The sequence below is a fragment of the Bacillus cereus group sp. BceL291 genome (assembly GCF_051776705.1).
In the GTDB taxonomy this organism is placed as follows: Bacteria; Bacillota; Bacilli; order Bacillales; family Bacillaceae_G; genus Bacillus_A; species Bacillus_A cereus.
On record NZ_JBPWAP010000017.1, the window covers coordinates 37,126 to 62,277 of the forward strand.

Here is a 25,152-nt window from a genome sequence, read left to right on the forward strand (position 1 = left end):
ATTGGAGGGTGAAGAAATGGAACACATTCAATATCGCTTTTTATTAACTGCAATTATCGGTGTTATTTTCTTAATCGGTATCGGCATTATGATTGCTGAAAATAGTCCAATCGGTATTATTATTTGCATTATCGGCACATTTGTTACAGTTGGATACGGTTTTGTAACAAAAAGAAAAATGCGCAAATCACAATAACGCTAAAAAGTAAGAAGCTTATACACAGCCTCTTACTTTTTTTGTTGCTCTCATATAAACGATAACACTTCTTCATACACTCCTGGTTTTGCAACTAACACACTGCTCTTCTCTATGATAGAAAGTGGCGCTCCAGAGAATGTCGTCACCTTACCTCCAACTTCTTCTACAATTATCTTTCCTCCGCCAAAATCCCATGGTGATAATCTCGGCGTTACATATGCATCTATTCTTCCTGTTGCAACGTATACCATCTCTAACGCTGCACAGCCATATGATCTTGTGCCTCTTGCTTTCTTAACAAGTGCCATCATACTTTCCATATTAAGCAATGGATTATCTGTAAGCCATATCGCATTTAAAGCTACAATACCTTGCTCTACAGTTCCTTTTTTCAGTGTAGGAATTGATATATCATTACAAAAAGCTCCATATCCCTTGACTGCATGATATAGTTCATCATGCACTGGATCATATATAAGTCCAATCTTTCCGATACCGTTCTCATAAATCCCAATTGAAATCGCAAAATTTCTTTTTTGATGAACAAAGTTCATCGTGCCGTCAATTGGATCAATTAACCAAACAACCCCGTCAGAAGACGTTATCTCGTCTCCATAACCCTCTTCTCCTAAAATATTATGATTCGGGAATGTTTCTTTAATTTTCCCAATTAAAAACTGTTCTATCTCTCGGTCCATATTTGTAACTAAGTCAGCTGCATTTGATTTTGTTTCTATAATAAGTGCTTTTTTCATTGATGCCATTAAATGCTCTCCTGCATCCCGAATCCACCGTTTGGCGTGTGCATCAATGTCTTTCCATACTTCTTGCATGTTTAAACACTCCGATCTATACTGTTCACAGAAAAAACGAACCCTTTATAAGGTTCGCACCAACTAATTTTTTATACATATACTATTATTACGCTTCTAAACGAATCATTTCAAGTCTTAACACTTCTAACTTTTGTACACACTCTTCTTTTTTCTGTTTGTCATCTTCCATCATCGCATCATATAAAGTTGCTAATTCATAATCTAGCTCCAAACGTAGCACCGGTATTCTCTTTTCAGCATCTGTTCTCTTTAACGCATTAATCACCTGTCTCATATTATTTGCCTCCTCCCAATATTCGTCTGCCCTCGGACTAGAATTGATTCAATTTTCTGATTTTTTGTTTTATACTATACTATGTTGGATAAATCATCTATGCAACAAAATTATATTTTTTTATTTAAATTTTTTTGTGCTGTTTTTTTTATGAATAGTACAAGCTATGCTAAAATAAAAGCAAAATAGGAGTTGGAGGAACAATCATGACAATACAAACATTCAAGTCAACTGATTTTGATGTCTTTACAGTTGATGGTCTCGAAGAACGAATGAGTGCAATTAAAACGAACATTCATCCTAAGCTAGAAGCTTTAGGGGAACAATTTGCAGAATACTTATCCAAACAAACTGATGAGAACTTTTTTTATCATGTTGCAAAACACGCACGCCGCAAAGTCAATCCACCAAACGATACTTGGGTTGCTTTTTCAACAAATAAACGAGGATATAAAATGCTACCGCATTTCCAAATCGGCTTATGGGGTACTCATGCCTTCATATACTTTGGTTTAATCTATGAGTGTCCACAAAAAGTTGAGACGGCTCATGCCTTCTTAGAACATTTAAATGATTTAAAAACAAATATTCCAAATGACTTCGTTTGGTCCATTGACCATACTAAACCAAGTGTGAAATTACATAAAACACTTGAAACCGAAGACTTACAAAAGATGATTGAACGATTAGCTACTGTAAAAAAAGCAGAATTATTAGTTGGTATTCATATATCACCAGAGGAGTTTTCAGCAATGACCAACGAACAATTCCTTGCTAAGATTGAATCTACGATGCAATCACTCCTTCCTTTATATGCACTGTGTAATCGATAGTAGAAAACGGACAATTTATATTGTCCGTTTTTAGTTGTTATCACATTATATCACTTCAGTTTTTATTTTTCAAAATATTTTTACATTTTTACGAGCTTTTGTTCTTCGACTTCTTTTGCCCTTTGAATAGCACGATATATAGAGTATCCACTTACTTCTTGAAATTCTTTATCAATTTTCTTTTCTTCTGCTTTCGATGGAACAATCTCTTTAAAACGACGATATAAACCCATTAACTCTTCTCTTATAATCCCTTTTTCATAAGCTTTCTCAATCGCTTCATAAAACTTAACAATTGTAACCATTTCCTCATTTGACCAATCATAATCTAACGGATATTGATATTCCATTTCGCACCTCATTTATCATTTCTTCTTGTTTCATTATGCTATCTTAAAGAGAATATTTTATTCTTCATTATAGCCACTCTGCATTATACACTATTTATTCATTTTAATGGAATTGTCTTCCTCTATTCATTAGTTGAGGCTAACTATTAAACATACTCACCTTAAAAACATTTTTTTCTATACATCTATAATTATTGGTGATATAATGCTTTTGTTTTATAGAAAATAAAGTGAAGCTACCATCTCAAAAACGATTTTTTGAATGGCAGAAAAACAAGCCTTATTCTAAAAAAGGCTACACTTTTTTAGAGCAGGATTATATAAAACAAATTACACTAAATATTATGAAGAAGAAGGGGTGTATAGATTGTCCCAATACGAAACACCATTGTTTACCGCTTTAGTTGAGCACAGTAAGCGAAATCCAATTCAATTCCATATTCCTGGTCATAAAAAAGGACAGGGCATGGATCCTACATTTCGCGAATTTATTGGGCATAATGCATTAGCAATTGATTTAATTAATATTGCGCCACTCGATGATTTACATCATCCAAAAGGTATGATTAAAGAAGCACAGGATTTAGCAGCCGCTGCATTCGGTGCAGATCATACTTTCTTTTCTATTCAAGGTACAAGTGGCGCTATTATGACAATGGTGATGAGCGTTTGCGGTCCTGGTGACAAAATCCTAGTACCACGAAACGTGCATAAATCAGTAATGTCAGCTATTATTTTCTCAGGTGCAAAACCGATTTTCATGCATCCTGAAATCGATCCGAAGCTCGGTATTTCTCATGGAATCACAATTCAATCTGTCAAAAAAGCACTTGAAGAGCACTCAGATGCAAAGGGCTTACTTGTTATTAACCCAACGTACTTTGGGTTTGCTGCAGACTTAGAACAGATTGTACAATTAGCACATTCTTATGACATCCCTGTACTAGTCGACGAGGCTCATGGTGTTCATATTCATTTTCACGATGAATTACCTATGTCAGCGATGCAAGCTGGTGCGGATATGGCAGCAACAAGTGTTCACAAATTAGGAGGCTCTTTAACTCAAAGTTCTATTCTTAATGTGAAAGAAGGCTTAGTGAATGTAAAGCATGTCCAATCTATTATTAGTATGCTTACAACTACATCAACTTCTTACATCTTGTTAGCATCCCTTGATGTTGCGAGAAAACGTCTTGCTACAGAAGGAACAGCACTCATAGAACAAACAATACAATTAGCTGAGCATGTTCGTGATGCTATAAATTCTATTGAGCATCTTTACTGTCCTGGAAAAGAAATGTTAGGTACAGATGCTACCTTTAACTATGATCCTACAAAGATAATTGTATCTGTAAAAGATTTAGGTATTACCGGCCACCAAGCTGAAGTATGGCTTAGAGAGCAATATAACATTGAAGTAGAACTCTCAGATCTATACAACATACTATGTCTTATCACTTTGGGAGATACAGAAAGTGATACAAATACACTTATTGCAGCTTTACACGATTTAGCAGCAACATTTAGAAATAGGGCAGATAAAGGTGTTCAAGTACAAGTAGAGATTCCAGAAATTCCAGTGCTAGCACTTTCTCCTCGAGATGCTTTTTATTCGGAAACAGAAGTCATCCCATTTGAAAATGCAGCGGGTCGTATTATAGCTGATTTTGTTATGGTTTATCCGCCAGGGATTCCAATCTTTACTCCGGGGGAAATTATTACACAAGAAAACTTAGAGTATATTCGGAAAAACTTAGAAGCAGGTTTACCTGTACAAGGTCCTGAAGATATGACATTACAAACATTACGTGTTATTAAAGAGTACAAGCCTATCAGTTGATAGGCTTTTTTTTCACCTTTTTTCCTTTTCTTCATACGATACTTAAGAATGTAACGTATAGGTGGGGATACTATTATGATTGTAATAGGCCGTTCTATTGTACATCCTTATATTACAAATGAATATGAGCCATTTGCAGCAGAGAAACAACAAATTTTATCAATAATGGCAGGAAATCAAGAAGTTTATTCCTTCCGAACAGCTGATGAACTCAGCTTTGATCTCAATTTACGAGTTAATATTATTATCTCTGCACTAGAGCTTTTTCAAAGTGGATTTCAGTTTCGCACATTTCAACAATCCTTTTGCAACCCCCAGTATTGGAAAAGAACATCCCTTGGAGGATTCGAGCTTCTTCCAAACATACCATCTTCTATTGCCATACAAGATATTTTTAAAAATGGAAAACTATATGGAACTGAATGCGCAACCGCTATGATCATTATTTTTTATAAAGCTTTACTATCATTGTATGAGGAAGAAACTTTCAATCGTCTATTTGCAAATCTTTTACTTTATACATGGGACTACGATCAAGATCTAAGGCTCATAACAAAAAACAGTGGCGATCTTGTTCCAGGTGACCTCGTTTACTTTAAAAACCCACAAGTGAATCCAGCTACGATTGAGTGGCAAGGAGAAAACACAATCTATTTAGGAAATTTCTTTTTTTACGGACATGGCGTGGGTGTAAAAACAAAAGAAGAAATTATTTATTCATTAAATGAACGAAGAGTCCCTTACGCTTTTATTTCAGCTTTCTTGACTGATACTATTACCCGTATCGATAGCCGTATAATGAGCCAATATGCTTCTTCTAGTACACCACATACATCCATAAGCTTTATTCCAATTAGAGATGATGCAATCGTTGCAACAGTTGGTCATACAACTACAATTTATTAAAAAAGCGCCTACACATGTAGGCGCTTTTTCTTATTATTAAGCTTTTGTATGTTCTTTATGGTCACATTCGCAATGAGATCCACATTTCCCGTATAGTACTGTTGATTTTTCATCTTCAAAATGTCCAATTGTTCCTTCACATACTTGGCATACGATTGTTCCCATTTTCATTTCCCCCTGAGTTTTAATAGTAATCTATTTATTTATCATTAAGCTTTCGCATTATCTTTTCTAGCACAGTCACAATTTGTTCCACATTTTCCGTAAAGTACCGTCGTTTTCTCATCTTCAAAATGTCCGATTGTTCCTTCACATACTTGGCATACGATTGTTCCCATTTTCATTTCCCCCTAAGTTTATGGTCCTAAAAACTTTTAGCTGTCCATTTCCTATCAATTATTGGGCTTTTGTATGCTCTGTGTGATCACATCCGCAAGATCCACATTTCCCGTAAAGTACCGTTACTTTCTCATCTTCGAAGTGTGCAATTGTACCTTCACAATCTTGACATACGATTGTTCCCATTTTTCATTTCCCCCTAAGTTTATAATCCCAAAAACTTTTTGTAACCGCTTAACTTTCTGTCTTTATTTTAATATGTTATACTTTTTACGTCAATAGGTTTTTAGTATAACACATTAAATATTTTTAATTTAAATTAGTATGCGATATTAAAATAAAAAAACAGCCATATTTATAAGTACGACTGTTTCACATTAATTATTCTTCATATTCCGCATGTAAAGAAGTTGACGGAACTAGAAATTTGAAAAACTGAGCTAACTCCTTTGCTTCCTCTTCTGATCCTAATTTAAAAATCTCCTGTATATATTGAACATTCTCTACATCATCTCGTCCGAGTAAAGTAGACCTTCCTGTTTGCATACAAACAATGAGCGGCTTTCCAAAAAACATATTTGTATAAATAACACCAAAATCATAACGTGTATCATGTGTCATAAACCCTAAAAATCGTACCTTCACACTTTCATGCTCATCATACAATTTTTCAAACATTGGTTTCCACCTTTCTACATCACGTTTCATTAATAGTATATTAAACAAAACATGTAATACTCCTTTTAATTGTCAAAAAATTCAGTAGGATGTAGAATGATAGTATTCTACTAAGCTAGGGGGAACTTATATGCAACACGCCTTTATTACGCTTGTACCGAAATCCAACCAACAATCAGTTTCAATAGATGATATAAAACAACTTTTTCATTATTATAAAACAGTTACTTCTAAAACTGGTGCCCAAATTAATTACACGTATACAAATACCGCTTTTCCTTATGAAATTTTAGATACATCTACAACAACATTAAAACTTCAATCCACTCACGACCGGTATGACTCAATTTATATTGGTGTTGGTATAGAAAATGAACAATCTTTCATCCAAGTTTCTTTACCACCTAATGCAACATTTGGTGACAAAGGGAAAGCAAATGAATTTTGCCGTTTTTTAGCGAAGAAATTAGAAGGAGAGTTACAATTATTTAATGGAAGAACAATGTATTTTTATAAACGCTAATTTAAAAAATAGATAATATGATTAAAAATAATATACAATTCGAACATGTAAGAAATAAAGCTTGCTTTCTTACGTGCAATACAAAATATGCTATTACATAGGCTAAATATAGAAATACGAAAAAAAGAATAACTTTATAATGAAACTTATCACCATTCGATAATGTTAATACAGTGGAAAAGCCACTCCATAGTAGTAAATGATAAAATATAACATGTAATATTTTCATGGAACCTTCTCCTTTGACATGCTCTATTTTATTAATATATGGGGGTAAGTTTGAATCAATTACATATTATAGGATGATATATATTACCTTCGAAGTAAGTTAAGCCTGAATCATTTGTTAAAGTATTATATATTCATTCGACAAGTACGTTTAAAGACCTTGCAAGTCATTTGATGAAAATAAAAATAGCCCCTCTCTTACAATAAGAGAAGGGCTATTTACATTACTTAAATTATTTTACAATGTGAATTGGCATTCCAAGAGCAACTTCAGCTGCTTCCATTGTGATTTCACCTAATGTTGGGTGAGCATGGATTGTTTGAGCGATATCTTCAGCTGTCATTCCAGCTTCGATAGCTAAACCAATCTCAGAAATAATATCAGAAGCACCTGCACCTGCAACTTGAGCACCTACAAGAAGACCATCTTCTTTACGTGTTACAAGTTGTAGGAAACCGTCAGTGCTGTTTAATGATAATGCACGACCGTTAGCAGCGAATGGGAACTTAGATACAGTTACAGTCATTCCAGCTTCTTCAGCTTGTTTTTTAGTGTAACCAACAGATGCTAGTTCTGGATCAGTGAAGCATACTGCAGGAATTCCGATGTAATCGATAGCTGATGCATGGCCACTAATTGCTTCTACAGCTACTTTACCTTCGTAAGAAGCTTTGTGAGCTAATGGTGGTCCAGGAACGATATCACCGATTGCATAGATGTTTGGTACATTTGTACGACATTGCTCATCGATTTCGATGATGCCGCGGTCAGTCATTTTAACTCCAACTTGCTCAAGACCGATTTCTTGAGTGTTTGGACGACGACCTACAGTTACTAATACGTAATCTGCTTCTACAGTTTGGATTTCACCTTTAACTTCAAAGCTAACTTTTACGCCAGTTTCTGTTTCTTCAACGCCTTTAGCCATAGCTTTTGTATGGATATTTACGTTACCTTTTTTCTGTAGAGCACGTTTAACAACAGAGCTCATAGCTTTTTCGAAACCAGCTAAGATTTCGTCGCCAGCTTCTACTACAGTAACTTCTGTACCGAAGTTAGCATATGCAGTACCTAATTCCATACCGATGTAACCGCCGCCGATTACAACAAGTTTTTTAGGAATTTCAGGTAAGCTTAAAGCACCTGTAGAGTTGATAACACGTTTAGAGTATTTGAATCCTGGAATTTCGATTGGTGTAGAACCAGTTGCAAGAACAGCATTTTTAAACGTATAAGTTTGAGCTGCATCTTCAGTCATAACGCGTAATGTATTAGCATCTACGAAGTAAGCTTCACCGCGAATGATTTCAACTTTGTTACCTTTAAGAAGGCCTTCAACACCGCCAGTTAATTTCTTAACTACGCCGTTTTTCCATTCTTGAACTTTTGTAAAGTCAACTTTTACGTTTTCTGCAGTAATACCCATGTCATCAGAATGCATTGCATTCTCATAACGATGACCTGCATTGATTAACGCTTTTGAAGGAATACATCCAACGTTTAAGCATACGCCACCAAGGTTAGCTTTTTCAATGATTGCTACCTTTTGACCTAATTGTGCTGCACGAATTGCCGCAACGTATCCACCAGGACCTGCACCAACAACGACTGTATCTAATTCAATTGGGAAATCTCCTACTACCATTGTTATTACGCCTCCATTACTAATAATTGTGGGTCATTCAATAGACGTTTAATTTGGTTTAACGCTTTTTGAGCAGTTGCACCGTCAATTAAACGATGGTCAAAGCTTAGAGATAATGCTAATACTGGAGCTGCAACGATCTCACCGTTTTTCACAACTGGTTTTTCAGCGATACGGCCGATACCAAGGATTGCTACTTCTGGGTGGTTGATAACTGGAGTGAACCATTGTCCACCTGCAGAACCAATGTTTGTAATTGTGCAAGAAGCACCTTTCATTTCAGCTGGAGCTAGACGACCTTCACGTGCTTTACCAGCAAGATCATTGATCTCGTTAGAGATTGTGAAGATAGACTTACGATCTGTATCTTTAACAACTGGTACTAATAGACCTTTGTCTGTATCAGCTGCGATACCGATGTTGAAGTAATGTTTATGAACTACTTCTTGAGATGCATCGTCTAAAGAAGTGTTTAACATTGGGTATTCACGTAATGCAGATGTTAAAGCTTTAACAACGTACGGAAGGTAAGTTAATTTAATACCTTTGTCAGCTGCTACTGCTTTGAACTTCTTACGGTGAGCAACAAGTTCTGTTACATCTACTTCGTCCATTAATGTTACGTGAGGAGCTGTGTGTTTAGAGTTAACCATTGCTTTCGCAATCGCTTTACGGATACCACTCATTTTCTCACGAGTTTCTGGATATTCACCAGCTGGGATTGGTTGTGCTTTTGGTGCTTCTTCTTTCGCTGCTGCTGGAGTAGCTTCTACTGCTGCTGGAGCCTCAGTTGCTGCTACAGTTTGTCCACCATTTGCAAATGCATCGATGTCAGCTTTTACGATACGGCCATTCTTACCAGTACCAGCTACTTTATGAATGTCTACACCTTTTTCACGAGCGTATTTACGAACAGATGGCATAGCAATTACGCGCTCATTTACTACTTCTGCAGTTGCTGCTGGAGTAGCTTCCGCTGCTGGAGCTTCTACTGCTGCTTCTTCAGCTTTTGGAGCTTCATCATGATCGTCACCTTTAAATTTAAGGTTTTCGTATCCAGGAGCATCAAATTTAATTAATGTATCTCCTACGATTGCAACTGTTCCTTCTTCTACAAGTACTTCAAGTACTTTACCTTTAACAGGAGAAGGGATTTCTACTACTGCTTTATCATTTTGTACTTCAAGAAGTACATCGTCTTCGTTTACTTCATCGCCTGGTTTAATAAACCATTTTACGATTTCACCTTCGTGGATACCTTCACCGATATCTGGTAGTTTAAATTCAAATGCCACGGAATTCAGCCCCCTGATTCATTTCATTATTATGGAATATGTACAAAAGAAACCAGCATGTGCTGATTTCTTTTGCACATGAAAAGCTAAAAATTAGAAGTTCATTACTTTGTTTACAGCTTCAACAATATCTTTGTGGTTTGGTAACCATACGCTCTCTGCTTGAGAGAATGGGAATACTGTATCAGCAGCTGCAACACGTACAACTGGAGCTTCTAAGTTTAAGATTGCACGGTCGTTAATTTCCGCTACAACGTTAGCTGCAATACCAGCTTGTTTTTGAGCTTCTTGAACTACAACTACGCGACCTGTTTTTTCAACAGAAGCGATGATTGTTTCGATATCTAATGGTTGAACTGTACGTAAGTCAACAACCTCTAAAGAGATACCTTCTTTTTCAAGTTCTTCAGCAGCTTTTAATGCAGCGTGAACCATAGCACCGTAAGCGATAACAGATACATCTGTACCTTCACGTTTGATATCAGCTTTACCTAAATCAATTGTGTAATCACCTTCTGGTACCTCTTGACGGAATGAACGGTACAATTTCATATGCTCTAAGTAGATAACTGGATCGTTGTCACGAATCGCAGAGATTAAAAGACCTTTAGCATCGTATGGAGTAGATGGAATAACAACTTTTAGACCAGGTTGTTGAGCCACTAATCCTTCTAAGCTATCAGCATGTAGTTCAGGAGTATGAACACCACCACCGAATGGAGAACGAACTGTTACTGGAGCAGTCCAACGTCCACCAGAACGGTAACGCATACGAGCTAATTGACCAGAAATTGAATCCATTACTTCATAAACGAAACCGAAGAATTGGATTTCTGGAACTGGACGGAATCCTTCAAGTGCAAGACCAACTGCAAGTCCACCAATACCAGACTCTGCAAGTGGAGTATCCATTACACGATCTTCACCAAATTCAGCTTGTAAACCTTCAGTAGCACGGAATACACCGCCGTTTACACCAACGTCTTCACCAAATACAAGTACGTTAGGGTCATTTTTCATTTCAACGCGTAAAGCATCAGTGATTGCTTGAATCATTGTCATTTGAGCCATGGCTTACTTCGACTCCTTTTCTTTGTAGATTTCATATTGTTCAGCTAAGTTGTAAGGCATTTTTTCGTACATGATTTCCATTAAATCAGTTACTTTTTGTTTTGGAGCTTGGTCAGCCTTAGCAATTGCTTGTTTGATATCTTCTTTTGCTTCTTCGATTACTGTCTCTTCAACTTCTTGAGACCATAGGCCTTTAGCTTCTAAGAACTTACGGAAGCGTACGATTGGGTCTTTTTGTTCCCATTCGTTTTCGATATCTTTTGTACGGTAACGAGTTGGGTCATCACCAGCCATTGTATGAGGACCGTAACGGAATGTTAAAGTCTCGATTAAAGTAGGGCCTTCGCCATTTACTGCGCGCTCACGAGCAAAAGCAGTTGCTGCGTATACAGCTAATGGATCCATACCGTCTACTTGAATTCCGTAAATACCTGCTGCTACTGCTTTTTGTGCTACAGTTTTAGCTGCAGATTGCTTTTCTACTGGAGTAGAGATTGCATAACGGTTGTTTTGAACAACGAAGATTGCTGGAGCTTTGAATGCACCTGCAAAGTTCATACCTTCGTAGAAGTCACCTTGTGAAGCACCACCGTCACCAGTGTAAGTAATTGCAACAGATTTTTTACCACGTAGTTTCATACCTAACGCAACACCAGCAGTTTGGATGATTTGCGCACCGATAATAATCTGTGGAGCTAATGCATTTACATTCTCAGGCATTTGGTTACCCATGAAGTGTCCACGAGAGAATAAGAATGCTTGGTATAATGGTAATCCGTGCCATACTAATTGTGGTACATCACGGTATCCTGGTAAGATGAAGTCTTCTGCTTCAAGTGCGAAATGACTTGCTAATTGAGAAGCTTCTTGTCCAGCTGTAGGTGCGTAGAAACCTAAACGTCCTTGACGGTTTAAAGAAATAGAACGTTGATCTAATACGCGAGTATACACCATACGACGCATTAATTCTTTTAATTGATCATCAGATAATTCAGGCATAGCTGCTTCATTCACAACTTCACCGTTTTCATTTAAAATTTGTAATGTTTCAAATTGAGCTGCGATAGCTTTCATTTGCTCATCAACATTAAATAGGGTCTTTTTTGTTTTAGTACCCATTCCGTTCACCTCTTCCTCTCTTGAACCATATTCTGAAACGCTTTCACTGGCTATTTTCCAGTTTAAAAAGCGCAACGATGTAAACCAACATGTTTGTATGTCGGTTGAGAATAATTTTGTGTACCTAACAATCTGTACTAATGTTTTTTCAGAAACATATTAATACAATCTTGATCACGTTTTTTAGTTTACAACTATTCTAATTACGATGTCAATTACTTTGAATACGTTTTTTTATAAATAATATGCAGGTTTCTACTACACAAACGTGTTTTTATTTTTTACATCTGTATTAGTAAGCATTGACCTACTGTTATATTATTCCCTTTTTCACTTATTTTTTCTCTTAGAATAATATGTAAACGATTTAATTCTCTTTAGTTTTTCTCTCTTCGTAACAAAAATATACAAACTACTCTTCCTTTTTTAGGTAAATACCTATACATTTCTACCCTCTCTTCCATACATTATAGTAACCGCAGTATTAGCGGGAAATGATAAAGGAGGTCATCTCATGTACGGATACTCATATTGCTATCCAACTTGTTCATATCCTTCCTACGGTTATGGCGGTTCTTGTGGCGGGTCTGGACGCGGCTTCGCCTTAATCGTTGTGTTGTTTATTCTTTTAATTATCGTTGGTGCTGCTTGCATTCGCTAATGTAAAACGAAACAACTATGGAAAGAAAAAGACGGCTTTGCTGTCTTTTTCTTTTTATCACATACATAACTACTCTATAATAGAACAATTTCCAAAATGCCTTCCCTTTCTTGCCGATGACTTTTTCCATCTCCTTTGGTAGACTAAAGAGGAAAGGAGAGATTACATATGCTTACAATGAAAGATGTTATTCGCGAAGGAGATCCTATTTTGCGCAACGTTGCAGAAGAGGTGTCATTACCGGCAAGCGAAGAAGATACAACTACCTTAAAAGAAATGATTGAATTCGTAATAAATAGCCAAGATCCTGAAATGGCTGAAAAATATAGTTTACGCCCTGGAATCGGATTAGCGGCTCCGCAAATCGGTGTTTCAAAAAAAATGATTGCAGTTCATGTAACCGATGCGGATGGTACATTATATAGCCATGCATTATTCAATCCAAAAATCATTAGCCATTCTGTTGAACGTACATATTTACAGGGTGGTGAAGGCTGTCTGTCTGTAGACCGCGAAGTACCTGGTTATGTTCCTCGTTATACAAGAATTACAGTAAAAGCAACTTCTATTAACGGAGAAGAAGTAAAATTACGTTTAAAAGGTTTACCAGCAATCGTATTCCAACACGAGATTGATCATTTAAATGGCGTTATGTTCTATGACCATATCAATAAAGAAAATCCTTTTGCCGCTCCTGATGATTCCAAACCTCTAGAGCGATAATAATAAAAAGGCGGAAGTTAATCTTCCGCCTTTTTATTATGAAATGGGTTCCATATTCACTTATAGCAATCCAGCCCACTTTAGTCCATGATATATACCGTCTTCATTAACATCCTTTGTCACATGATTTGCAAGTTTTTTCAAGTCTTCATGGCCATTTCCCATCACAATACCTGTGCCAACGGCTTCGATCATTTCTAAATCATTTAAGCCATCTCCAAATGCATACACTTGATCACGATTAAAACCTAACTTTTCAATGTATTTCTCAATTCCTTTTGCCTTAGAACCACCATTCGGAATGATATCCATTGAATATGCATGCCAACGAATAAAATGAAAATCTGGATAATGATTAATAAACTTTTCCTCTTCATTTACTTCACAAAAAAGTAGTGTTTGATAAATATTACGTTCCTCATAAAAATTAGGCTCATATGCTGGATGCTCAAAGTTTAAGCTTCCAAAGCCTTCTTTCACATAATCATGATATTCCACTGATGCTCTCATATCTTGATGGTCAAGATATACAAGTGGATATCCTTCTTGTTTTGCAAACTGAGTAAACCTATGTAAAGCATCTGGATGTAACGGATTATTAAATATTACCTCATCTTCAAAGACAACATATTGTCCATTAAAACTAACATAATTATGTATATTAAGTTCCCTGCGAATATCTTCGAACATAAATGGCGCGCGCCCTGTCGCAATTGCTACATGTACACCTTTTTCTTGTAACTGTTTTACTGCATCTCGTGTAGATTGCGGAATTTTTTTATCATGATCTAATAATGTTCCATCAATATCAAAAAAGACAATTTTATCATTCATTTGTCAAAATCCTTTCTGGGACTCTATATTCCTATTTTGAATATCACTTTTCAAATTCTAAAAAAAAGTATAACATATTAAACATCTGTGAAGAAAGCGTTCCCTTTCTGACCTTATTTGTAAACTTTGCATATATATATTAGTAAAACATGTAGATACTTGTTCGGATGAATTTTCTTTTCCATTCTTCCTCATACTATACCTATAACTAACGGCTACTGATCGTTACTATAGAATAACTTTCACTGTATGGGAAAGGACAAGATTCACCATTCACTTTTGTCCTATCTCTTATATCAGAGATAGAGTTTTCACTAGTAATAGGCATGTTTAAAATAAGGAAAGGAAGGAGTAATCATGCTGAAGAAGCTGAAGAAAAAGCTCAAGCGTTATTTAAACGGTCTAGTCCGTAAAAAGACAATCGCTTAAATTGTGCCCATTTCGGGCTTTTTCTTCATTCTCATTCGAAAAAACATGAAAATCGTGACTGTTTGCTTTATAATAAGTAACAGATAATGCAAAACATAGACAAGGAGAGGTTTTCCAAATGATTTTTAAAGTATTTTATCAAGAAAAATTAACTGAGGTTCCAGTACGTGAAAATACAAAAGTTTTATATTTAGAGGCTACGTCTGAAAAGGATGTTCGTACAAAGTTAAATAAGTTCGCATATAATATCGAGTTTGTTCAGTCTGTTACTGGCGCTCATCTTGAATATGAAAAAGAAAACGCTGATTTAACATTAGCGGAAATCGTATAGCGATATGAAATTTCTAAAAAACGACCAAGTTGCTGTATTTGCTCTCGGTGGGCTTGGTGAAATCGGTAAAAATACATACGCTGTTCAATTTCAAGATGAAATTATTATAATTGATGCTGGAATTAAATTTCCAGAGGACGAACTTCTCGGGATCGATTATGTAATACCAGACTACACTTATTTTGTGCGAAACGAAGATAAAATTAAAGGGTTATTCATTACACATGGTCACGAAGATCATATCGGCGGAATCCCTTACCTATTACGTCAAGTGAACATTCCGATTTACGGCGGAAAATTAGCAATTGCACTCATCAAAAACAAATTAGAAGAACACGGCTTACTTCGTAAAGCAAAACTTTACGAGATTCAAGAAGATGACGTTATTAAATTCAAAAAAACGTCTGTATCCTTCTTCCGTACAACTCACAGTATTCCAGATTCGTACGGCGTTGTTGTGAAAACACCTCAAGGTCAAGTTGTTCATACAGGTGACTTCAAATTTGACTTCACACCAGTTGGTGAACCAGCTGATTTAACAAAAATGGCTGAAATCGGTAAAGATGGCGTACTATGTCTATTATCTGATAGTACGAACAGTGAAGTTCCAAACTTTACTATGTCTGAGCGTCGCGTTGGTGATAGCATTCAAGACATTTTCCGTAAAGTAGAAGGACGGATTATATTCGCAACCTTTGCATCAAATATCCACCGCTTACAACAAGTTGTTGAAGCTGCTGTTGAAAACAACCGTAAAGTAGCTGTGTTTGGTCGAAGTATGGAAGCAGCGATTGAAATTGGACAAAACCTTGGTTATATTCGTTGCCCGAAAGATACATTCATAGATGCATCTCAACTAAACCGCTTACCAGCTAATAAAGTTGTTATTTTATGTACAGGTAGTCAAGGTGAACCGATGGCAGCACTTTCACGTATTGCAAATGGTACACACCGCCAAATTCAAATTATTCCTGGAGATACAGTTATTTTCTCTTCTTCACCAATTCCAGGAAATACAATTAGCGTAAGTCGTACAATTAACATGTTGTACCGCGCTGGCGCTGATGTAATTCACGGGAAACTTTCAAATATCCATACAAGTGGACACGGTGGACAAGAAGAACAAAAGTTAATGTTACGTCTAATTAAACCGAAGTACTTCATGCCAATTCATGGTGAATATCGTATGCAGCGTATGCACATGAACATAGCAAATGATTGTGGCATCCCTGAAGAAAATTGCTTCATTATGGATAATGGCGATGTTCTTGCTTTACGTTCGGATGAAGCTAGCGTAGCTGGAAAAATCCCATCTGGTTCGGTCTACATTGATGGAAACGGTATTGGAGATATTGGCAATATCGTATTACGCGATCGTCGTATCCTTTCTGAAGAAGGACTTGTAATTGTAGTTGTAAGCATTGATATGAAAGAATTTAAAGTTGCAGCAGGACCTGATATCATCTCACGCGGTTTCGTTTACATGCGTGAAAGCAGCGATTTAATCAATGATGCACAAACATTAATTACAACTCATTTAGAAAAAGTAATGGAGCGTAAAACAACACAATGGTCTGAAATTAAAAATGAAATTACAGACACATTAGCCCCATTCCTATATGAGAAAACGAAACGTCGTCCAATGATTTTACCAATCATTATGGAAATATAAGAAAAAGGACAATGCCATGAAGGCATTGTCCTTTTCTTTTCTCTTATCTTAAAAAGTGTTTAAATCGATCCACTTCATCGTCATGACCAATGACAATTAATATATCTCCTGCTTGAATATTCTCCGTAGCTCGAGGGGATACGATAACTTCTTTGCCTCGTTTAATTGCTACAATATTCAATCCAAACTTCGCACGAATATCTAATTCAATTAAAGAGTGCCCATCAATTTTTTTATTCGCAATAATCTCTACAATACTATGCTCATCTGAAAGCTCAAGGTAGTCTAGCACATTGCTTGATGCAATATTATTAGCAATCCTTTTTCCCATATCACGTTCTGGATGCACAATATGATCTGCACCTATTTTACTTAACACTTTTTCATGATAATCATTTTGAGCTTTTACAGTAATATTTTTTACACCCAACTCTTTCAAAATCAAAGTCGTTAAAATACTTGAATTTAAATTATCTCCAATAGCAACGACTACGTGATCAAAATTTCGAATACCAAGGCTTTTTAATACCATCTCATCTGTTGAATCTGCAATTACAGCATGCGAAGCTATATTTGCAAATTCATTAATTTTATCCTCATCTGAATCGATTGCCATTACTTCCATACCTAATTGAGCTAGTTCTCGGCAAATACTTCCACCAAAGCGACCAAGTCCAATGACAGCAAATTCTTTTTCTTTCTCACCCACAAGAATTCCTCCAATAACTTCAAGTACTATTTATTTTCAGTGTAACACACTTTATATGCGTCACAAAAACTATGATTAGCTCTTATTTTTGTTTTTGTATATAAAAATATTGTTGCAAGTAAAAAGCGATACCAACAAGTAGCATAGCAAATACAAATATATTTCCAAAAGAACTAAATGTTTCAAAAACGAATAATAATGTTTCTTGACCAAAAAAGGCAAATAGAAGCTGTGTGAATGCAAATAACAACGCCCATATGTAATGATGTTGATGGAATAAATAATGCGTTGCACCTAAAAAAGCAATAAACGAAAAGATAAAGATCCACCAATTTTCTAAAAATAGTTGCCAATTAGAAAATTGATATCCATTTACTAATATCGCAATAAGCGCGATAACTGCCATCGTCGGCACACTCCAAAATAATGCCCGTCCTCTAAAGAAACGAGTGCCTTTAACATCTCCTTTTTCATGTGCAATATATGTTAGTACTACTGTGCTTATATACAAAACAGAAAGAATTGTTAAAACGATAATAAGCCAAAAATGTAATTGATAATATTCATGCTCTATATTTGTCACGATTGCAGCTAACATGCACGGAATTAACATTCCCGTCCAACCATCTACTTTTCTTTCATCCCAAAAGACCGTATTACCAATCCTTATTCCTAACAACATAAAAATAATGATACCCAATACAAATAACGTAGTTTTATTCCCTACTAAACTCGTTGAGAAAGCAATTAATCCAATAAATAAAAAGAGCACAAACCCATTCATAATTTCTAGTACAGGTGATAAATATCTCTTCACCCATTTGTATGTTTCGTCATATTCATTATTATCTACTAGACGATAGGCATAAAAACTTATCCCAAAATAAACCGCCGCAATAATAACATACGCATATAAGACGAAACATAAAATCGCACTGCTAATTTGCACGTAATTCCCCACCCTTTTTTCTATGTTTCACATTGATTTTACACACTTTTCATACTAAAAGTAAACATATATAAGTTAGTCAAATAATTAATAATGAGCAGCGGCTAAACCCCCTGCTCATTATTAAAACAGTACAATTAACTTTAATTCTTCCATTTGTATGTAAATGTCTAAAATCAATCTATACGAGCGTTACTTACACCTCAGAACAAAAAGTTATTTGGAACCTTCAAGAGAGCGGAAGTTTTATTTTCTATTCCCTTTCCACTTTACATATTGGCTTAAAAATGTGATTGCCTTTTCAATCACTTCTTCGTCTGGTTTTAATTTTGCATGATGTAAACCATATTCTGAATTTACTCCAAGCCAAAACATAAATCCAGGGATTTCTCGAAGCATATAACCAAAATCTTCACCCGTCATTGCCTCAGTACATGTAATAACATTCATATCAGTTTGTTTATGTACAAATTCCATAAACTCTCTCGTTAACTCTTCATGGTTATATACTTGATGATACATTGCTCCGTAATCTATAATCGCCTCACACTGGAAAGAAGCTTCGATACCTGCAACAATTGACTCAATTCTGCTTTTCACACGCTTCATTGATTCCACTGATAATGTTCGAATCGTTCCTTCTAAACGAGATTTTTCTGCAATAATATTTTGAACCGTACCACCTGTAATTTTCCCGATTGTAATTACTGCACTATCAAGTGGATTCACATTGCGACTAATAACGGATTGAAGCTGTGTAACAAGGTGGCTCGCTGCAACAATCATGTCATTTGCAGTATGCGGATAGGCAGCATGGCCACCTTTCCCTTTTAAATCAATATATAATTCTGAAGTATTGGCAAATAACAGTCCTTCTTTCGTTGCAATTGTCCCCACAGCGTATTCTGGTGCAATATGAAGACCAAGAATTATATTTGGTTTCCATTCTTTTAACTCTTCACTTTCTAACATAGGAAGAGCACCGCCTGGTCCTTCTTCTGCTGGCTGGAATAGAAATACAAGGTCATCATCTATTCTTTCGCTCACAGCTTTCGTTAGAAGGCCTAAACCGATTGTTGTATGTACATCATGGCCACATGCATGCATCATTCCTTCATGAATAGAAGCAAACTCGTATCCAGTTTCCTCTGTAATTGGTAAACCGTCTATATCTGCACGATAACCTATTATTTTTTCGGGATTTTTTCCATTTACTTTAACGATTACACCCGTTTTCCATGTCTTCACTTCCACAAATTCATGAGAAAGTGTTCCTATATAATCTAAAATATACTGTTGTGTTTTCCATTCCTTAAATCCGATTTCTGGAATTCTATGTAAATCTCTACGAATTTGGATAAATTTGCTTACTGTCATTTTTGCACCTCTATCTATAAAAAGCGTAAGAGCCCATTTACGCTCTTACGCTTTTTTTACTTTTTATTTCTCTGGGTTTAATTGACGAAGCTCTTGTTTAATTTCTGTTTTTGCTTTTGTCTTCTCATCAATTTCTTTAATTACACGTGCTGGAGTACCTGCAACAACTGTGTATGGAGGCACATCTTCTGTTACAACAGCTCCTGCTGCTACGACTGCACCTTTCCCTACTGTAACACCCTCTAAAACAACCACGTTTGCACCGATTACTACATCATCTTCAACGATAACTGGTTTTGCAGAAGGTGGCTCAATAACACCTGCAAGTACAGCACCTGCACCTACGTGACAGTTTTTACCGACTGTTGCACGTCCACCAAGTACTGCGTTCATGTCGATCATAGAACCTTCACCAATTACAGCACCAATGTTAATTGTTGCATTCATCATAATTACAGCGTTGTCACCAATTTCAACATGGTCACGAATAATAGCACCTGGCTCGATGCGAGCTTTAATACCTTTTAAATCAAGCATCGGGATTGCAGAATTACGACGATCGTTTTCTACAACGTAGTCAACGATGTGCTTATTATTCTCATCAAGAATTGTCTTAATTTCAGACCATTCTCCGAATAATACACCTGACTTTTTATTCACAAATGCTTGTACTGTTTCAGGGAATGTTACTTCTTTTAAATCCCCTTTTATGTATACCTTTACAGGAGTTTTCTTTTCACTTTTTTGAATAAACGAAATAATTTCGTTAGCGTCCATCATTTTCATTCTTGTTGCCTCCTAAATCCATTTATAATGTTACTCTACCAAACGAAAGAGCGAGTAGCAAGATAATAATCTTATTTTTCCCTTTGAATTTCTTCTATAATTTCTAAAAATGCTTGTACTTGCTTCAACTGCCTTGCCGAGTCACTTGTTAACAACCATGTTTCTCTCGTCAGTTGAACAGGTGTTTTATACATATTTTCCTGTACTTCCTTTAAAACAGTAGAAGGTAAAAGGGCATAACCTATACCATTTAAAACAAGTTGTTTACATGTTTCAATTTGGTCAACTACAATCGTTCGCTTAGGCGGATTAGAAAATAAACCATACCACCAATTTTGTATTTGTCCATAATAAGTCGAATCACTTTTAAATTGAATGAACGGCCTATTTGTTTCTTTTAACATCGAAATATCTTTTATTTCTTTATCAACTAAATACAGTTCATCTTCAAATAATTGTTGCTTCTGACCTTTATATTCTTGTGTTCCCCTCAGTATAGCAACATGAACGTCTCCTTCATAAAACTGCTTTTGCACTTCACTACTCCATCCAGTAAACAGCGATATCTTGACAGAAGGATATTTATGCACAAACTTTTTCAAAACAGGAGGGAGCCAATATTGACCAATAACTGATGCAACAGCTATTTTTAACGTTCCATGAGTTTCCGTTCTGAAAACAGCTAGCTCACTTTTTATATCTTCTTCCCTTTGCAACATTTCTTTAGCATAATTTGCAACTTTTTCCCCTTCAGGTGTAATTGTCAATCCTTTTTGTGAGCGAATAAAAAACTTCATTCCCCATTGTTTCTCCATAGATTGTAATCGTTGACTCAGCGCAGGTTGGGAAACAAATAAACGTTCCGCCGCTTTTCTCATATTTGATTCCTGAGCTAACACAACCATCATTTGAAAATCATCAATTTGCAACTTTCTCCCTCTTTCCTTAGCTTCCATACACCTTATTTCAATAAGCTTTTCATCCTTAATTTACCCGAATGCTTTCATTCAGAAAATACAATTGTCCAGCGCAAACTTTCCTTATGTTTTATGTCTTTTTAAATATAATACATACACAAGTGATATGCACGAAAAAAAAAGTGACTTCTTCGTTTCTATGAAGTCACTTTTCTTACGTTATCGATTATGTTGCCTTACTTTCTTATTCAACAATTTTAAAATAGCCCGACGTGTTAAAATCCCCTCAAAATAGCCTTCTTCATTAACAGCGCAAATAAAAGGATGATCAATTGTCATTTCTAAAGCTTTTGCAAATGAATCGTCTAATTTAAGAACAGGTATATCTTCTTTCATCACCTGCTCTACTTTCATATCATCGAGTCTTTCAAACTCAATACGTTCTAATCCTAACATACCATCTAATATCATGGCAGTACTAATCAAACCATGTAGTTTATACATTGGATCTAAGACAGGTATCGCCGAATATCCAGATTTCACAAGAACGAGTAAAGCATGTTCTAAACTATTTCCAATTTGGACATGAGCTACTTTTTCCGATGAAATCATTAAATCCTTCACAAGAATTTGTTGAAATTCGTCTTTCGGAATACTAATCATATTACATCCCCCATTTTCCCTTTTTCCTGCTTATGTTCACAACTCTATTCACATTTTATGACAGCGTTTTCATATTATTATTTTGTCCTAAATTTATTTCAATAAAAATACAATCACACAGCTATTTTAGCATACAGCACAAAAAAAAGACTACCATTCCGGTAGCGCTTAATACCCTTTATTTTTTAATCTGTAAAATAACCTTGTGATTTTTTTATATTGCATCACATCTGTCTGTTTCAAACCATTCTCAATATCTGTAAGTTCCACAGCTAAAATTTCACTTGCGTAATTTTGCTGAAATAAAATATCTAGTAGTAAACTTTCTTCTTCCTTCGTTAAAACAACTTCCCTTTGCATATACCCCTCTCCTTACACTCGCATCGTTACTCTTATTATATAAAAAATTCAACCTATTTAATAGATGTAATATTCAGTTTTTATTAAAAGATATGTAGCAATCGTATACATACAAAAAAAATCATTTCGTATATCGATTTGCATAGCTAAACGCCGCATAAGCATCTGGCTTAATTTTTGCAGTTAATCCCATCGCTCGAATTTTTTCTGTCATATCTAAAATAAATTCTTTTGTTAAACCATCATTCCCAATGTCTAAATGAATTTCCATTATGAATCCAGCCCCATCTTGAGCATAAGGATGCAATAACTCCCATATTGTTTGTATATGAGTAGGCGTAAATAGACATGCGATTTCTTGACTAAACTGCGTTTCTAAATATATTTTCTCACGTAAGGTTGCCGGCTTATCTTTTACTGATCTATGGTGTAAACAGCCCCAGGCACCTTTTCCAACACGATGAATATGGATTGCTGTAATAAACCTCGTATCCTTTTGATGCGCTTGTGAGTCTGTCCCAATGGATAATCGATATAAATTTCGCGGATCCTTTTCAATGAAACTACAAATACGGTTAAAGACCATATCAAAATTTAAATGTCTCTCTGAAACATTGTAAAATTTATGTGCACCGTCCACAGAGTCACGTCCTTTCAATTAGACAGACTTTTCGTATTCTCATTGTATGGGACAAAAACTAAAATTATAACTTCCTATCCTTTATTCGTTTCAATATTTCGAATTACAAAGTGACAAACTTGGCACGTATAAATTACATTTTGATTAGATTGAGCCGTTAATACATGAATAATCTCAGCAGAACTTTGACAATTAGGACAAATCACAACTGGTAAACGTTCCATACGATAACCTCCTAGTTATATTTCTCCCGCTATTTGCAGAACCCAGCGATTGTGAGAAGTTTAGCTTCACATATTCACCCGGTTGACGGGACTCATTTTCCACATGGATAAGCAAACTTGCACGGATTAAAATTTCATTTTAATACCATTGTAGGAAAAATAAAAAACTTCTATACATTCCACTAGAAAGTAATAGAACTAAAAAAGGTACTGCCACATGGCAGTACCTTTTTTATATGTATCAAGAAATGATATCGTAAATCTCAATTGCAACCATGTCGATATTATCGAATTGATACACTTGAGGTTTTTCACCTTGTTGATACACTTCTAACTCATACATTTCACTTTTATCGAAAAATTTCACGCTACATTTGCGCTCACCGTTCACTTCAAAATAGCGTTGTGCTACTTCACCGCTTTCAGCTTGTTCTTGTAGACTAACAAGTCGAGTTAAAATTCCTTGGAGTAGAGACATGAAATCTCTCCTTTCTCTGATCTTCCTACCAATAGGTTTTACAGCTATACTCATTCTATCCGTCATAACAGAAAAAATGTTCCACACTCTAGGATAAAGGTTATTGGCCAGAAACTCAACTAAAAATTTGTCGAAATGCGAAGGAAAAAACAGAAAGAACATATTTCCCCTTCTTTATTGCGGTTTTTATACTGGAAGAATATAATAAAAAACAGAAAAAAGGAGGAATAACAATGAAAAAAATTGAGGTTTATACACAACCCGATTGTCCGCCCTGTGTTATTGTGAAAGAATTTTTGAAGCATAATAACGTTGCATATGAAGAATTTGACGTAAAAAAAGACGCTGCTGCTCGCAATCGTCTTTTATACGACTATGATTCTTATTCAACTCCAACAGTCGTAATTGATGGCGAAGTAGTTGCAGGGTTTCAAATTGAAAAGTTACAACAACTACTCAATATAGAATAGGAATAGGTAAATACCTATTCCTATTCTTATCCCGCTATTTGTGGGTAGTAAAACTCCTACCCCAAATTTAGCTACAGCAAAGAAGTTAGATGGAAGAGTAATCCCTCCCACTGATTAAAAGTTTCACTTTATAATTGTTGCAACCTTTTTATTTCAGTTAAAAGTTCCTGACTTTCATGATATCCTGCTAGCTTCCATTTATCTTGATCCCTTTTCAATGTTACAATTTGATACTGTCCACTTTTTGTCCGCTCATATACATATAAATTTTTATGTTCTTCATCATACGACATTTTCGTTTCTGAATTAAAAGAAAGCGGTGCTTCTTTTGCCGGAAGTAAATATTCACCACTTTGTTTATCACTTCTGCTATTTTCATCTGTAAATACTTGAAGGAAATTATCTGTAAAATACGGTGATAACGTCTCTATCATCTTATTCATCGGCAAATGCTTCCCACGAATTGAAAACTGGGTTTCATAGCCTTTTTGTATCGTTGTAAATACTTCTTTCCGATCGACTTCCACTTCCTCTTTTCCTAAAACAGTCGTAACACTATAACCAACTAGAAAGGCAACACATACAAATAGAACAAGCCATATTCCATATTTCCTCATTTTTTCACCTTCCTTTTAAAAGAACTTGTCTTTGTAGTATTCATTGTAACAATGATTATGCAAAGACAGGACAGATTTCGTTCGTAAAATCTTTACAACGATAGACAGCATTTTCATCACCATTTTCACTATTACCAATTTATGATAAAAACAAACAAAAAATGCACGAATCTCT

Annotated in this window: 34 protein-coding genes; 10 read left to right on the plus strand and 24 right to left on the minus strand. The window is 35.6% G+C overall.

The window, feature by feature from the left end:
• Nucleotides 1-16 precede the first annotated feature (16 nt).
• Nucleotides 17-196, plus strand: a complete 180-nt coding sequence (locus tag ACS2CR_RS13485; RefSeq protein WP_000400127.1) for a DUF5325 family protein — start codon at nucleotides 17-19, stop codon at nucleotides 194-196.
• Nucleotides 197-246: 50 nt separating this feature from the next.
• Here the strand turns inward: ACS2CR_RS13485 and ACS2CR_RS13490 are convergent, their stop codons facing one another.
• Nucleotides 247-1,032, minus strand: a complete 786-nt coding sequence (locus tag ACS2CR_RS13490) for an inositol monophosphatase family protein (RefSeq protein ID WP_001158705.1) — start codon at nucleotides 1,030-1,032, stop codon at nucleotides 247-249.
• Nucleotides 1,033-1,120: 88 nt separating this feature from the next.
• Nucleotides 1,121-1,309 carry a hypothetical protein gene (locus ACS2CR_RS13495; protein ID WP_001250164.1) on the minus strand — a complete coding sequence of 63 codons (189 nt, stop codon included), beginning with the start codon at nucleotides 1,307-1,309 and terminating at the stop codon, nucleotides 1,121-1,123.
• Nucleotides 1,310-1,515: 206 nt separating this feature from the next.
• Between ACS2CR_RS13495 and ACS2CR_RS13500 the strand changes: the two genes are divergently transcribed.
• Nucleotides 1,516-2,142, plus strand: a complete 627-nt coding sequence (locus ACS2CR_RS13500; RefSeq protein ID WP_000155317.1) for a YktB family protein — start codon at nucleotides 1,516-1,518, stop codon at nucleotides 2,140-2,142.
• 80 nt (nucleotides 2,143-2,222) lie between these two features.
• On the opposite strand, the gene ACS2CR_RS13505 is transcribed toward ACS2CR_RS13500, so the two are convergent.
• Nucleotides 2,223-2,492, minus strand: coding sequence for a UPF0223 family protein (locus ACS2CR_RS13505; protein ID WP_000456552.1), 270 nt, complete (start codon nucleotides 2,490-2,492; stop codon nucleotides 2,223-2,225).
• A 367-nt stretch (nucleotides 2,493-2,859) separates the two neighbouring features.
• Here ACS2CR_RS13505 and speA point away from each other — a divergent pair, with 367 nt between their 5' ends.
• Both speA and ACS2CR_RS13515 read left to right on the plus strand, forming a co-directional pair.
• On the plus strand, nucleotides 2,860-4,332 hold the full coding sequence (gene speA / locus ACS2CR_RS13510; RefSeq protein WP_000084898.1) for an arginine decarboxylase: 1,473 nt from the start codon (nucleotides 2,860-2,862) through the stop codon (nucleotides 4,330-4,332).
• A 75-nt stretch (nucleotides 4,333-4,407) separates the two neighbouring features.
• Nucleotides 4,408-5,238, plus strand: coding sequence for a protein-glutamine gamma-glutamyltransferase (locus ACS2CR_RS13515; RefSeq protein WP_153602501.1), 831 nt, complete (start codon nucleotides 4,408-4,410; stop codon nucleotides 5,236-5,238).
• A gap of 36 nt (nucleotides 5,239-5,274) precedes the next feature.
• Here the strand turns inward: ACS2CR_RS13515 and ACS2CR_RS13520 are convergent, their stop codons facing one another.
• The 4 genes from ACS2CR_RS13520 to ACS2CR_RS13535 form a co-directional block, all read right to left on the minus strand.
• Entirely contained in the window at nucleotides 5,275-5,403 is a 129-nt protein-coding gene (locus tag ACS2CR_RS13520) for a GapA-binding peptide SR1P (protein ID WP_000536796.1), read from the minus strand.
• Between the two features lie 44 nt (nucleotides 5,404-5,447).
• Nucleotides 5,448-5,576, minus strand: coding sequence for a GapA-binding peptide SR1P (locus tag ACS2CR_RS13525; RefSeq protein ID WP_000536803.1), 129 nt, complete (start codon nucleotides 5,574-5,576; stop codon nucleotides 5,448-5,450).
• 58 nt (nucleotides 5,577-5,634) lie between these two features.
• Complete coding sequence (locus tag ACS2CR_RS13530; RefSeq protein WP_000536778.1) at nucleotides 5,635-5,763, minus strand: GapA-binding peptide SR1P; 129 nt, start codon at nucleotides 5,761-5,763, stop codon at nucleotides 5,635-5,637.
• Nucleotides 5,764-5,958: 195 nt separating this feature from the next.
• Complete coding sequence (locus tag ACS2CR_RS13535; RefSeq protein WP_000462038.1) at nucleotides 5,959-6,255, minus strand: DUF3055 domain-containing protein; 297 nt, start codon at nucleotides 6,253-6,255, stop codon at nucleotides 5,959-5,961.
• Nucleotides 6,256-6,385: 130 nt separating this feature from the next.
• Here ACS2CR_RS13535 and ACS2CR_RS13540 point away from each other — a divergent pair, with 130 nt between their 5' ends.
• Complete coding sequence (locus ACS2CR_RS13540; RefSeq protein ID WP_001163302.1) at nucleotides 6,386-6,778, plus strand: DUF1885 family protein; 393 nt, start codon at nucleotides 6,386-6,388, stop codon at nucleotides 6,776-6,778.
• Nucleotide 6,779: 1 nt separating this feature from the next.
• Here ACS2CR_RS13540 and ACS2CR_RS13545 read toward each other — a convergent pair whose 3' ends face one another.
• The 5 genes from ACS2CR_RS13545 to pdhA all read right to left on the minus strand — a co-directional run bounded on the left by ACS2CR_RS13545 (nucleotide 6,780) and on the right by pdhA (nucleotide 12,137).
• Nucleotides 6,780-7,007 carry a hypothetical protein gene (locus ACS2CR_RS13545; protein ID WP_000697469.1) on the minus strand — a complete coding sequence of 76 codons (228 nt, stop codon included), beginning with the start codon at nucleotides 7,005-7,007 and terminating at the stop codon, nucleotides 6,780-6,782.
• A gap of 232 nt (nucleotides 7,008-7,239) precedes the next feature.
• Nucleotides 7,240-8,652, minus strand: a complete 1,413-nt coding sequence (gene lpdA, locus ACS2CR_RS13550) for a dihydrolipoyl dehydrogenase (protein WP_000260104.1) — start codon at nucleotides 8,650-8,652, stop codon at nucleotides 7,240-7,242.
• 5 nt (nucleotides 8,653-8,657) lie between these two features.
• A complete protein-coding gene (pdhC, locus tag ACS2CR_RS13555; RefSeq protein WP_000863419.1) occupies nucleotides 8,658-9,947 on the minus strand; it encodes a pyruvate dehydrogenase complex dihydrolipoyllysine-residue acetyltransferase in 1,290 nt (429 codons plus the stop codon).
• A gap of 93 nt (nucleotides 9,948-10,040) precedes the next feature.
• On the minus strand, nucleotides 10,041-11,018 hold the full coding sequence (gene pdhB, locus ACS2CR_RS13560; RefSeq protein ID WP_000068168.1) for a pyruvate dehydrogenase complex E1 component subunit beta: 978 nt from the start codon (nucleotides 11,016-11,018) through the stop codon (nucleotides 10,041-10,043).
• 3 nt (nucleotides 11,019-11,021) lie between these two features.
• Nucleotides 11,022-12,137 carry a pyruvate dehydrogenase E1 component subunit alpha gene (pdhA, locus tag ACS2CR_RS13565; protein WP_000536895.1) on the minus strand — a complete coding sequence of 372 codons (1,116 nt, stop codon included), beginning with the start codon at nucleotides 12,135-12,137 and terminating at the stop codon, nucleotides 11,022-11,024.
• 514 nt (nucleotides 12,138-12,651) lie between these two features.
• Between pdhA and ACS2CR_RS13570 the strand changes: the two genes are divergently transcribed.
• Nucleotides 12,652-12,798 carry a YjcZ family sporulation protein gene (locus tag ACS2CR_RS13570; RefSeq protein ID WP_000274562.1) on the plus strand — a complete coding sequence of 49 codons (147 nt, stop codon included), beginning with the start codon at nucleotides 12,652-12,654 and terminating at the stop codon, nucleotides 12,796-12,798.
• A 168-nt stretch (nucleotides 12,799-12,966) separates the two neighbouring features.
• Nucleotides 12,967-13,521: a peptide deformylase gene (def, locus tag ACS2CR_RS13575; RefSeq protein ID WP_000957048.1), complete on the plus strand. Its 555-nt coding sequence runs from the start codon at nucleotides 12,967-12,969 to the stop codon at nucleotides 13,519-13,521.
• Nucleotides 13,522-13,581: 60 nt separating this feature from the next.
• Here the strand turns inward: def and ACS2CR_RS13580 are convergent, their stop codons facing one another.
• Nucleotides 13,582-14,355 carry a Cof-type HAD-IIB family hydrolase gene (locus tag ACS2CR_RS13580; RefSeq protein ID WP_000998279.1) on the minus strand — a complete coding sequence of 258 codons (774 nt, stop codon included), beginning with the start codon at nucleotides 14,353-14,355 and terminating at the stop codon, nucleotides 13,582-13,584.
• 547 nt (nucleotides 14,356-14,902) lie between these two features.
• On the opposite strand from ACS2CR_RS13580, the gene ACS2CR_RS13585 reads away from it, so the two are divergent.
• Complete coding sequence (locus ACS2CR_RS13585; RefSeq protein WP_000576435.1) at nucleotides 14,903-15,115, plus strand: DNA-dependent RNA polymerase subunit epsilon; 213 nt, start codon at nucleotides 14,903-14,905, stop codon at nucleotides 15,113-15,115.
• 4 nt (nucleotides 15,116-15,119) lie between these two features.
• Nucleotides 15,120-16,787, plus strand: coding sequence for a ribonuclease J1 (gene rnjA, locus ACS2CR_RS13590; RefSeq protein ID WP_153602500.1), 1,668 nt, complete (start codon nucleotides 15,120-15,122; stop codon nucleotides 16,785-16,787).
• A gap of 43 nt (nucleotides 16,788-16,830) precedes the next feature.
• Here the strand turns inward: rnjA and ACS2CR_RS13595 are convergent, their stop codons facing one another.
• The 10 genes from ACS2CR_RS13595 to ACS2CR_RS13640 all read right to left on the minus strand — a co-directional run bounded on the left by ACS2CR_RS13595 (nucleotide 16,831) and on the right by ACS2CR_RS13640 (nucleotide 23,890).
• Entirely contained in the window at nucleotides 16,831-17,496 is a 666-nt protein-coding gene (locus tag ACS2CR_RS13595; protein WP_000504032.1) for a potassium channel family protein, read from the minus strand.
• An 82-nt stretch (nucleotides 17,497-17,578) separates the two neighbouring features.
• Nucleotides 17,579-18,445, minus strand: coding sequence for a cytochrome c oxidase assembly protein (locus ACS2CR_RS13600; RefSeq protein WP_001167317.1), 867 nt, complete (start codon nucleotides 18,443-18,445; stop codon nucleotides 17,579-17,581).
• 246 nt (nucleotides 18,446-18,691) lie between these two features.
• The gene (locus ACS2CR_RS13605) at nucleotides 18,692-19,822 is read right to left on the minus strand and encodes an N-acetyldiaminopimelate deacetylase (RefSeq protein ID WP_000218663.1); all 1,131 of its coding nucleotides are present in this window, start codon (nucleotides 19,820-19,822) and stop codon (nucleotides 18,692-18,694) included.
• A gap of 63 nt (nucleotides 19,823-19,885) precedes the next feature.
• Nucleotides 19,886-20,608: a 2,3,4,5-tetrahydropyridine-2,6-dicarboxylate N-acetyltransferase gene (dapD, locus tag ACS2CR_RS13610; RefSeq protein ID WP_000783241.1), complete on the minus strand. Its 723-nt coding sequence runs from the start codon at nucleotides 20,606-20,608 to the stop codon at nucleotides 19,886-19,888.
• Nucleotides 20,609-20,679: 71 nt separating this feature from the next.
• Nucleotides 20,680-21,564, minus strand: coding sequence for a LysR family transcriptional regulator (locus ACS2CR_RS13615; protein ID WP_001987174.1), 885 nt, complete (start codon nucleotides 21,562-21,564; stop codon nucleotides 20,680-20,682).
• Between the two features lie 180 nt (nucleotides 21,565-21,744).
• The gene (gene cbpB, locus ACS2CR_RS13620; RefSeq protein WP_000623579.1) at nucleotides 21,745-22,188 is read right to left on the minus strand and encodes a cyclic-di-AMP-binding protein CbpB; all 444 of its coding nucleotides are present in this window, start codon (nucleotides 22,186-22,188) and stop codon (nucleotides 21,745-21,747) included.
• A 168-nt stretch (nucleotides 22,189-22,356) separates the two neighbouring features.
• Nucleotides 22,357-22,548, minus strand: a complete 192-nt coding sequence (gene abbA, locus ACS2CR_RS13625) for an antirepressor AbbA (RefSeq protein ID WP_001188692.1) — start codon at nucleotides 22,546-22,548, stop codon at nucleotides 22,357-22,359.
• Nucleotides 22,549-22,669: 121 nt separating this feature from the next.
• A complete protein-coding gene (locus ACS2CR_RS13630) occupies nucleotides 22,670-23,188 on the minus strand; it encodes a ribonuclease H-like YkuK family protein (protein WP_000348489.1) in 519 nt (172 codons plus the stop codon).
• A 74-nt stretch (nucleotides 23,189-23,262) separates the two neighbouring features.
• Entirely contained in the window at nucleotides 23,263-23,412 is a 150-nt protein-coding gene (locus ACS2CR_RS13635; protein WP_000440540.1) for a hypothetical protein, read from the minus strand.
• A gap of 241 nt (nucleotides 23,413-23,653) precedes the next feature.
• Complete coding sequence (locus ACS2CR_RS13640) at nucleotides 23,654-23,890, minus strand: YkuJ family protein (RefSeq protein ID WP_000055151.1); 237 nt, start codon at nucleotides 23,888-23,890, stop codon at nucleotides 23,654-23,656.
• A gap of 233 nt (nucleotides 23,891-24,123) precedes the next feature.
• On the opposite strand from ACS2CR_RS13640, the gene ACS2CR_RS13645 reads away from it, so the two are divergent.
• Complete coding sequence (locus ACS2CR_RS13645; RefSeq protein ID WP_000717875.1) at nucleotides 24,124-24,360, plus strand: glutaredoxin family protein; 237 nt, start codon at nucleotides 24,124-24,126, stop codon at nucleotides 24,358-24,360.
• A gap of 128 nt (nucleotides 24,361-24,488) precedes the next feature.
• Here ACS2CR_RS13645 and ACS2CR_RS13650 read toward each other — a convergent pair whose 3' ends face one another.
• On the minus strand, nucleotides 24,489-24,977 hold the full coding sequence (locus ACS2CR_RS13650; RefSeq protein ID WP_153602499.1) for a DUF3993 domain-containing protein: 489 nt from the start codon (nucleotides 24,975-24,977) through the stop codon (nucleotides 24,489-24,491).
• Nucleotides 24,978-25,152: the final 175 nt, after the last annotated feature.

What these genes read in the sequence shown, in the direction of transcription:
- ACS2CR_RS13485 (WP_000400127.1), top strand. Translation starts at nt 17, where the DNA reads ATGGAACACATTCAATATCGCTTTTTATTAACTGCAATTATCGGTGTT.
- ACS2CR_RS13490 (WP_001158705.1), bottom strand. Translation starts at nt 1,032, where the DNA reads ATGCAAGAAGTATGGAAAGACATTGATGCACACGCCAAACGGTGGATT.
- ACS2CR_RS13495 (WP_001250164.1), bottom strand. Translation starts at nt 1,309, where the DNA reads ATGAGACAGGTGATTAATGCGTTAAAGAGAACAGATGCTGAAAAGAGA.
- ACS2CR_RS13500 (WP_000155317.1), top strand. Translation starts at nt 1,516, where the DNA reads ATGACAATACAAACATTCAAGTCAACTGATTTTGATGTCTTTACAGTT.
- ACS2CR_RS13505 (WP_000456552.1), bottom strand. Translation starts at nt 2,492, where the DNA reads ATGGAATATCAATATCCGTTAGATTATGATTGGTCAAATGAGGAAATG.
- ACS2CR_RS13515 (WP_153602501.1), top strand. Translation starts at nt 4,408, where the DNA reads ATGATTGTAATAGGCCGTTCTATTGTACATCCTTATATTACAAATGAA.
- ACS2CR_RS13520 (WP_000536796.1), bottom strand. Translation starts at nt 5,403, where the DNA reads ATGGGAACAATCGTATGCCAAGTATGTGAAGGAACAATTGGACATTTT.
- ACS2CR_RS13525 (WP_000536803.1), bottom strand. Translation starts at nt 5,576, where the DNA reads ATGGGAACAATCGTATGCCAAGTATGTGAAGGAACAATCGGACATTTT.
- ACS2CR_RS13530 (WP_000536778.1), bottom strand. Translation starts at nt 5,763, where the DNA reads ATGGGAACAATCGTATGTCAAGATTGTGAAGGTACAATTGCACACTTC.
- ACS2CR_RS13535 (WP_000462038.1), bottom strand. Translation starts at nt 6,255, where the DNA reads ATGTTTGAAAAATTGTATGATGAGCATGAAAGTGTGAAGGTACGATTT.
- ACS2CR_RS13540 (WP_001163302.1), top strand. Translation starts at nt 6,386, where the DNA reads ATGCAACACGCCTTTATTACGCTTGTACCGAAATCCAACCAACAATCA.
- ACS2CR_RS13545 (WP_000697469.1), bottom strand. Translation starts at nt 7,007, where the DNA reads ATGAAAATATTACATGTTATATTTTATCATTTACTACTATGGAGTGGC.
- lpdA (WP_000260104.1), bottom strand. Translation starts at nt 8,652, where the DNA reads ATGGTAGTAGGAGATTTCCCAATTGAATTAGATACAGTCGTTGTTGGT.
- pdhB (WP_000068168.1), bottom strand. Translation starts at nt 11,018, where the DNA reads ATGGCTCAAATGACAATGATTCAAGCAATCACTGATGCTTTACGCGTT.
- pdhA (WP_000536895.1), bottom strand. Translation starts at nt 12,137, where the DNA reads ATGGGTACTAAAACAAAAAAGACCCTATTTAATGTTGATGAGCAAATG.
- ACS2CR_RS13570 (WP_000274562.1), top strand. Translation starts at nt 12,652, where the DNA reads ATGTACGGATACTCATATTGCTATCCAACTTGTTCATATCCTTCCTAC.
- def (WP_000957048.1), top strand. Translation starts at nt 12,967, where the DNA reads ATGCTTACAATGAAAGATGTTATTCGCGAAGGAGATCCTATTTTGCGC.
- ACS2CR_RS13580 (WP_000998279.1), bottom strand. Translation starts at nt 14,355, where the DNA reads ATGAATGATAAAATTGTCTTTTTTGATATTGATGGAACATTATTAGAT.
- ACS2CR_RS13585 (WP_000576435.1), top strand. Translation starts at nt 14,903, where the DNA reads ATGATTTTTAAAGTATTTTATCAAGAAAAATTAACTGAGGTTCCAGTA.
- rnjA (WP_153602500.1), top strand. Translation starts at nt 15,120, where the DNA reads ATGAAATTTCTAAAAAACGACCAAGTTGCTGTATTTGCTCTCGGTGGG.
- ACS2CR_RS13605 (WP_000218663.1), bottom strand. Translation starts at nt 19,822, where the DNA reads ATGACAGTAAGCAAATTTATCCAAATTCGTAGAGATTTACATAGAATT.
- dapD (WP_000783241.1), bottom strand. Translation starts at nt 20,608, where the DNA reads ATGAAAATGATGGACGCTAACGAAATTATTTCGTTTATTCAAAAAAGT.
- ACS2CR_RS13615 (WP_001987174.1), bottom strand. Translation starts at nt 21,564, where the DNA reads ATGGAAGCTAAGGAAAGAGGGAGAAAGTTGCAAATTGATGATTTTCAA.
- cbpB (WP_000623579.1), bottom strand. Translation starts at nt 22,188, where the DNA reads ATGATTAGTATTCCGAAAGACGAATTTCAACAAATTCTTGTGAAGGAT.
- abbA (WP_001188692.1), bottom strand. Translation starts at nt 22,548, where the DNA reads ATGCAAAGGGAAGTTGTTTTAACGAAGGAAGAAGAAAGTTTACTACTA.
- ACS2CR_RS13635 (WP_000440540.1), bottom strand. Translation starts at nt 23,412, where the DNA reads ATGGAACGTTTACCAGTTGTGATTTGTCCTAATTGTCAAAGTTCTGCT.
- ACS2CR_RS13640 (WP_000055151.1), bottom strand. Translation starts at nt 23,890, where the DNA reads ATGTCTCTACTCCAAGGAATTTTAACTCGACTTGTTAGTCTACAAGAA.
- ACS2CR_RS13645 (WP_000717875.1), top strand. Translation starts at nt 24,124, where the DNA reads ATGAAAAAAATTGAGGTTTATACACAACCCGATTGTCCGCCCTGTGTT.
- ACS2CR_RS13650 (WP_153602499.1), bottom strand. Translation starts at nt 24,977, where the DNA reads ATGAGGAAATATGGAATATGGCTTGTTCTATTTGTATGTGTTGCCTTT.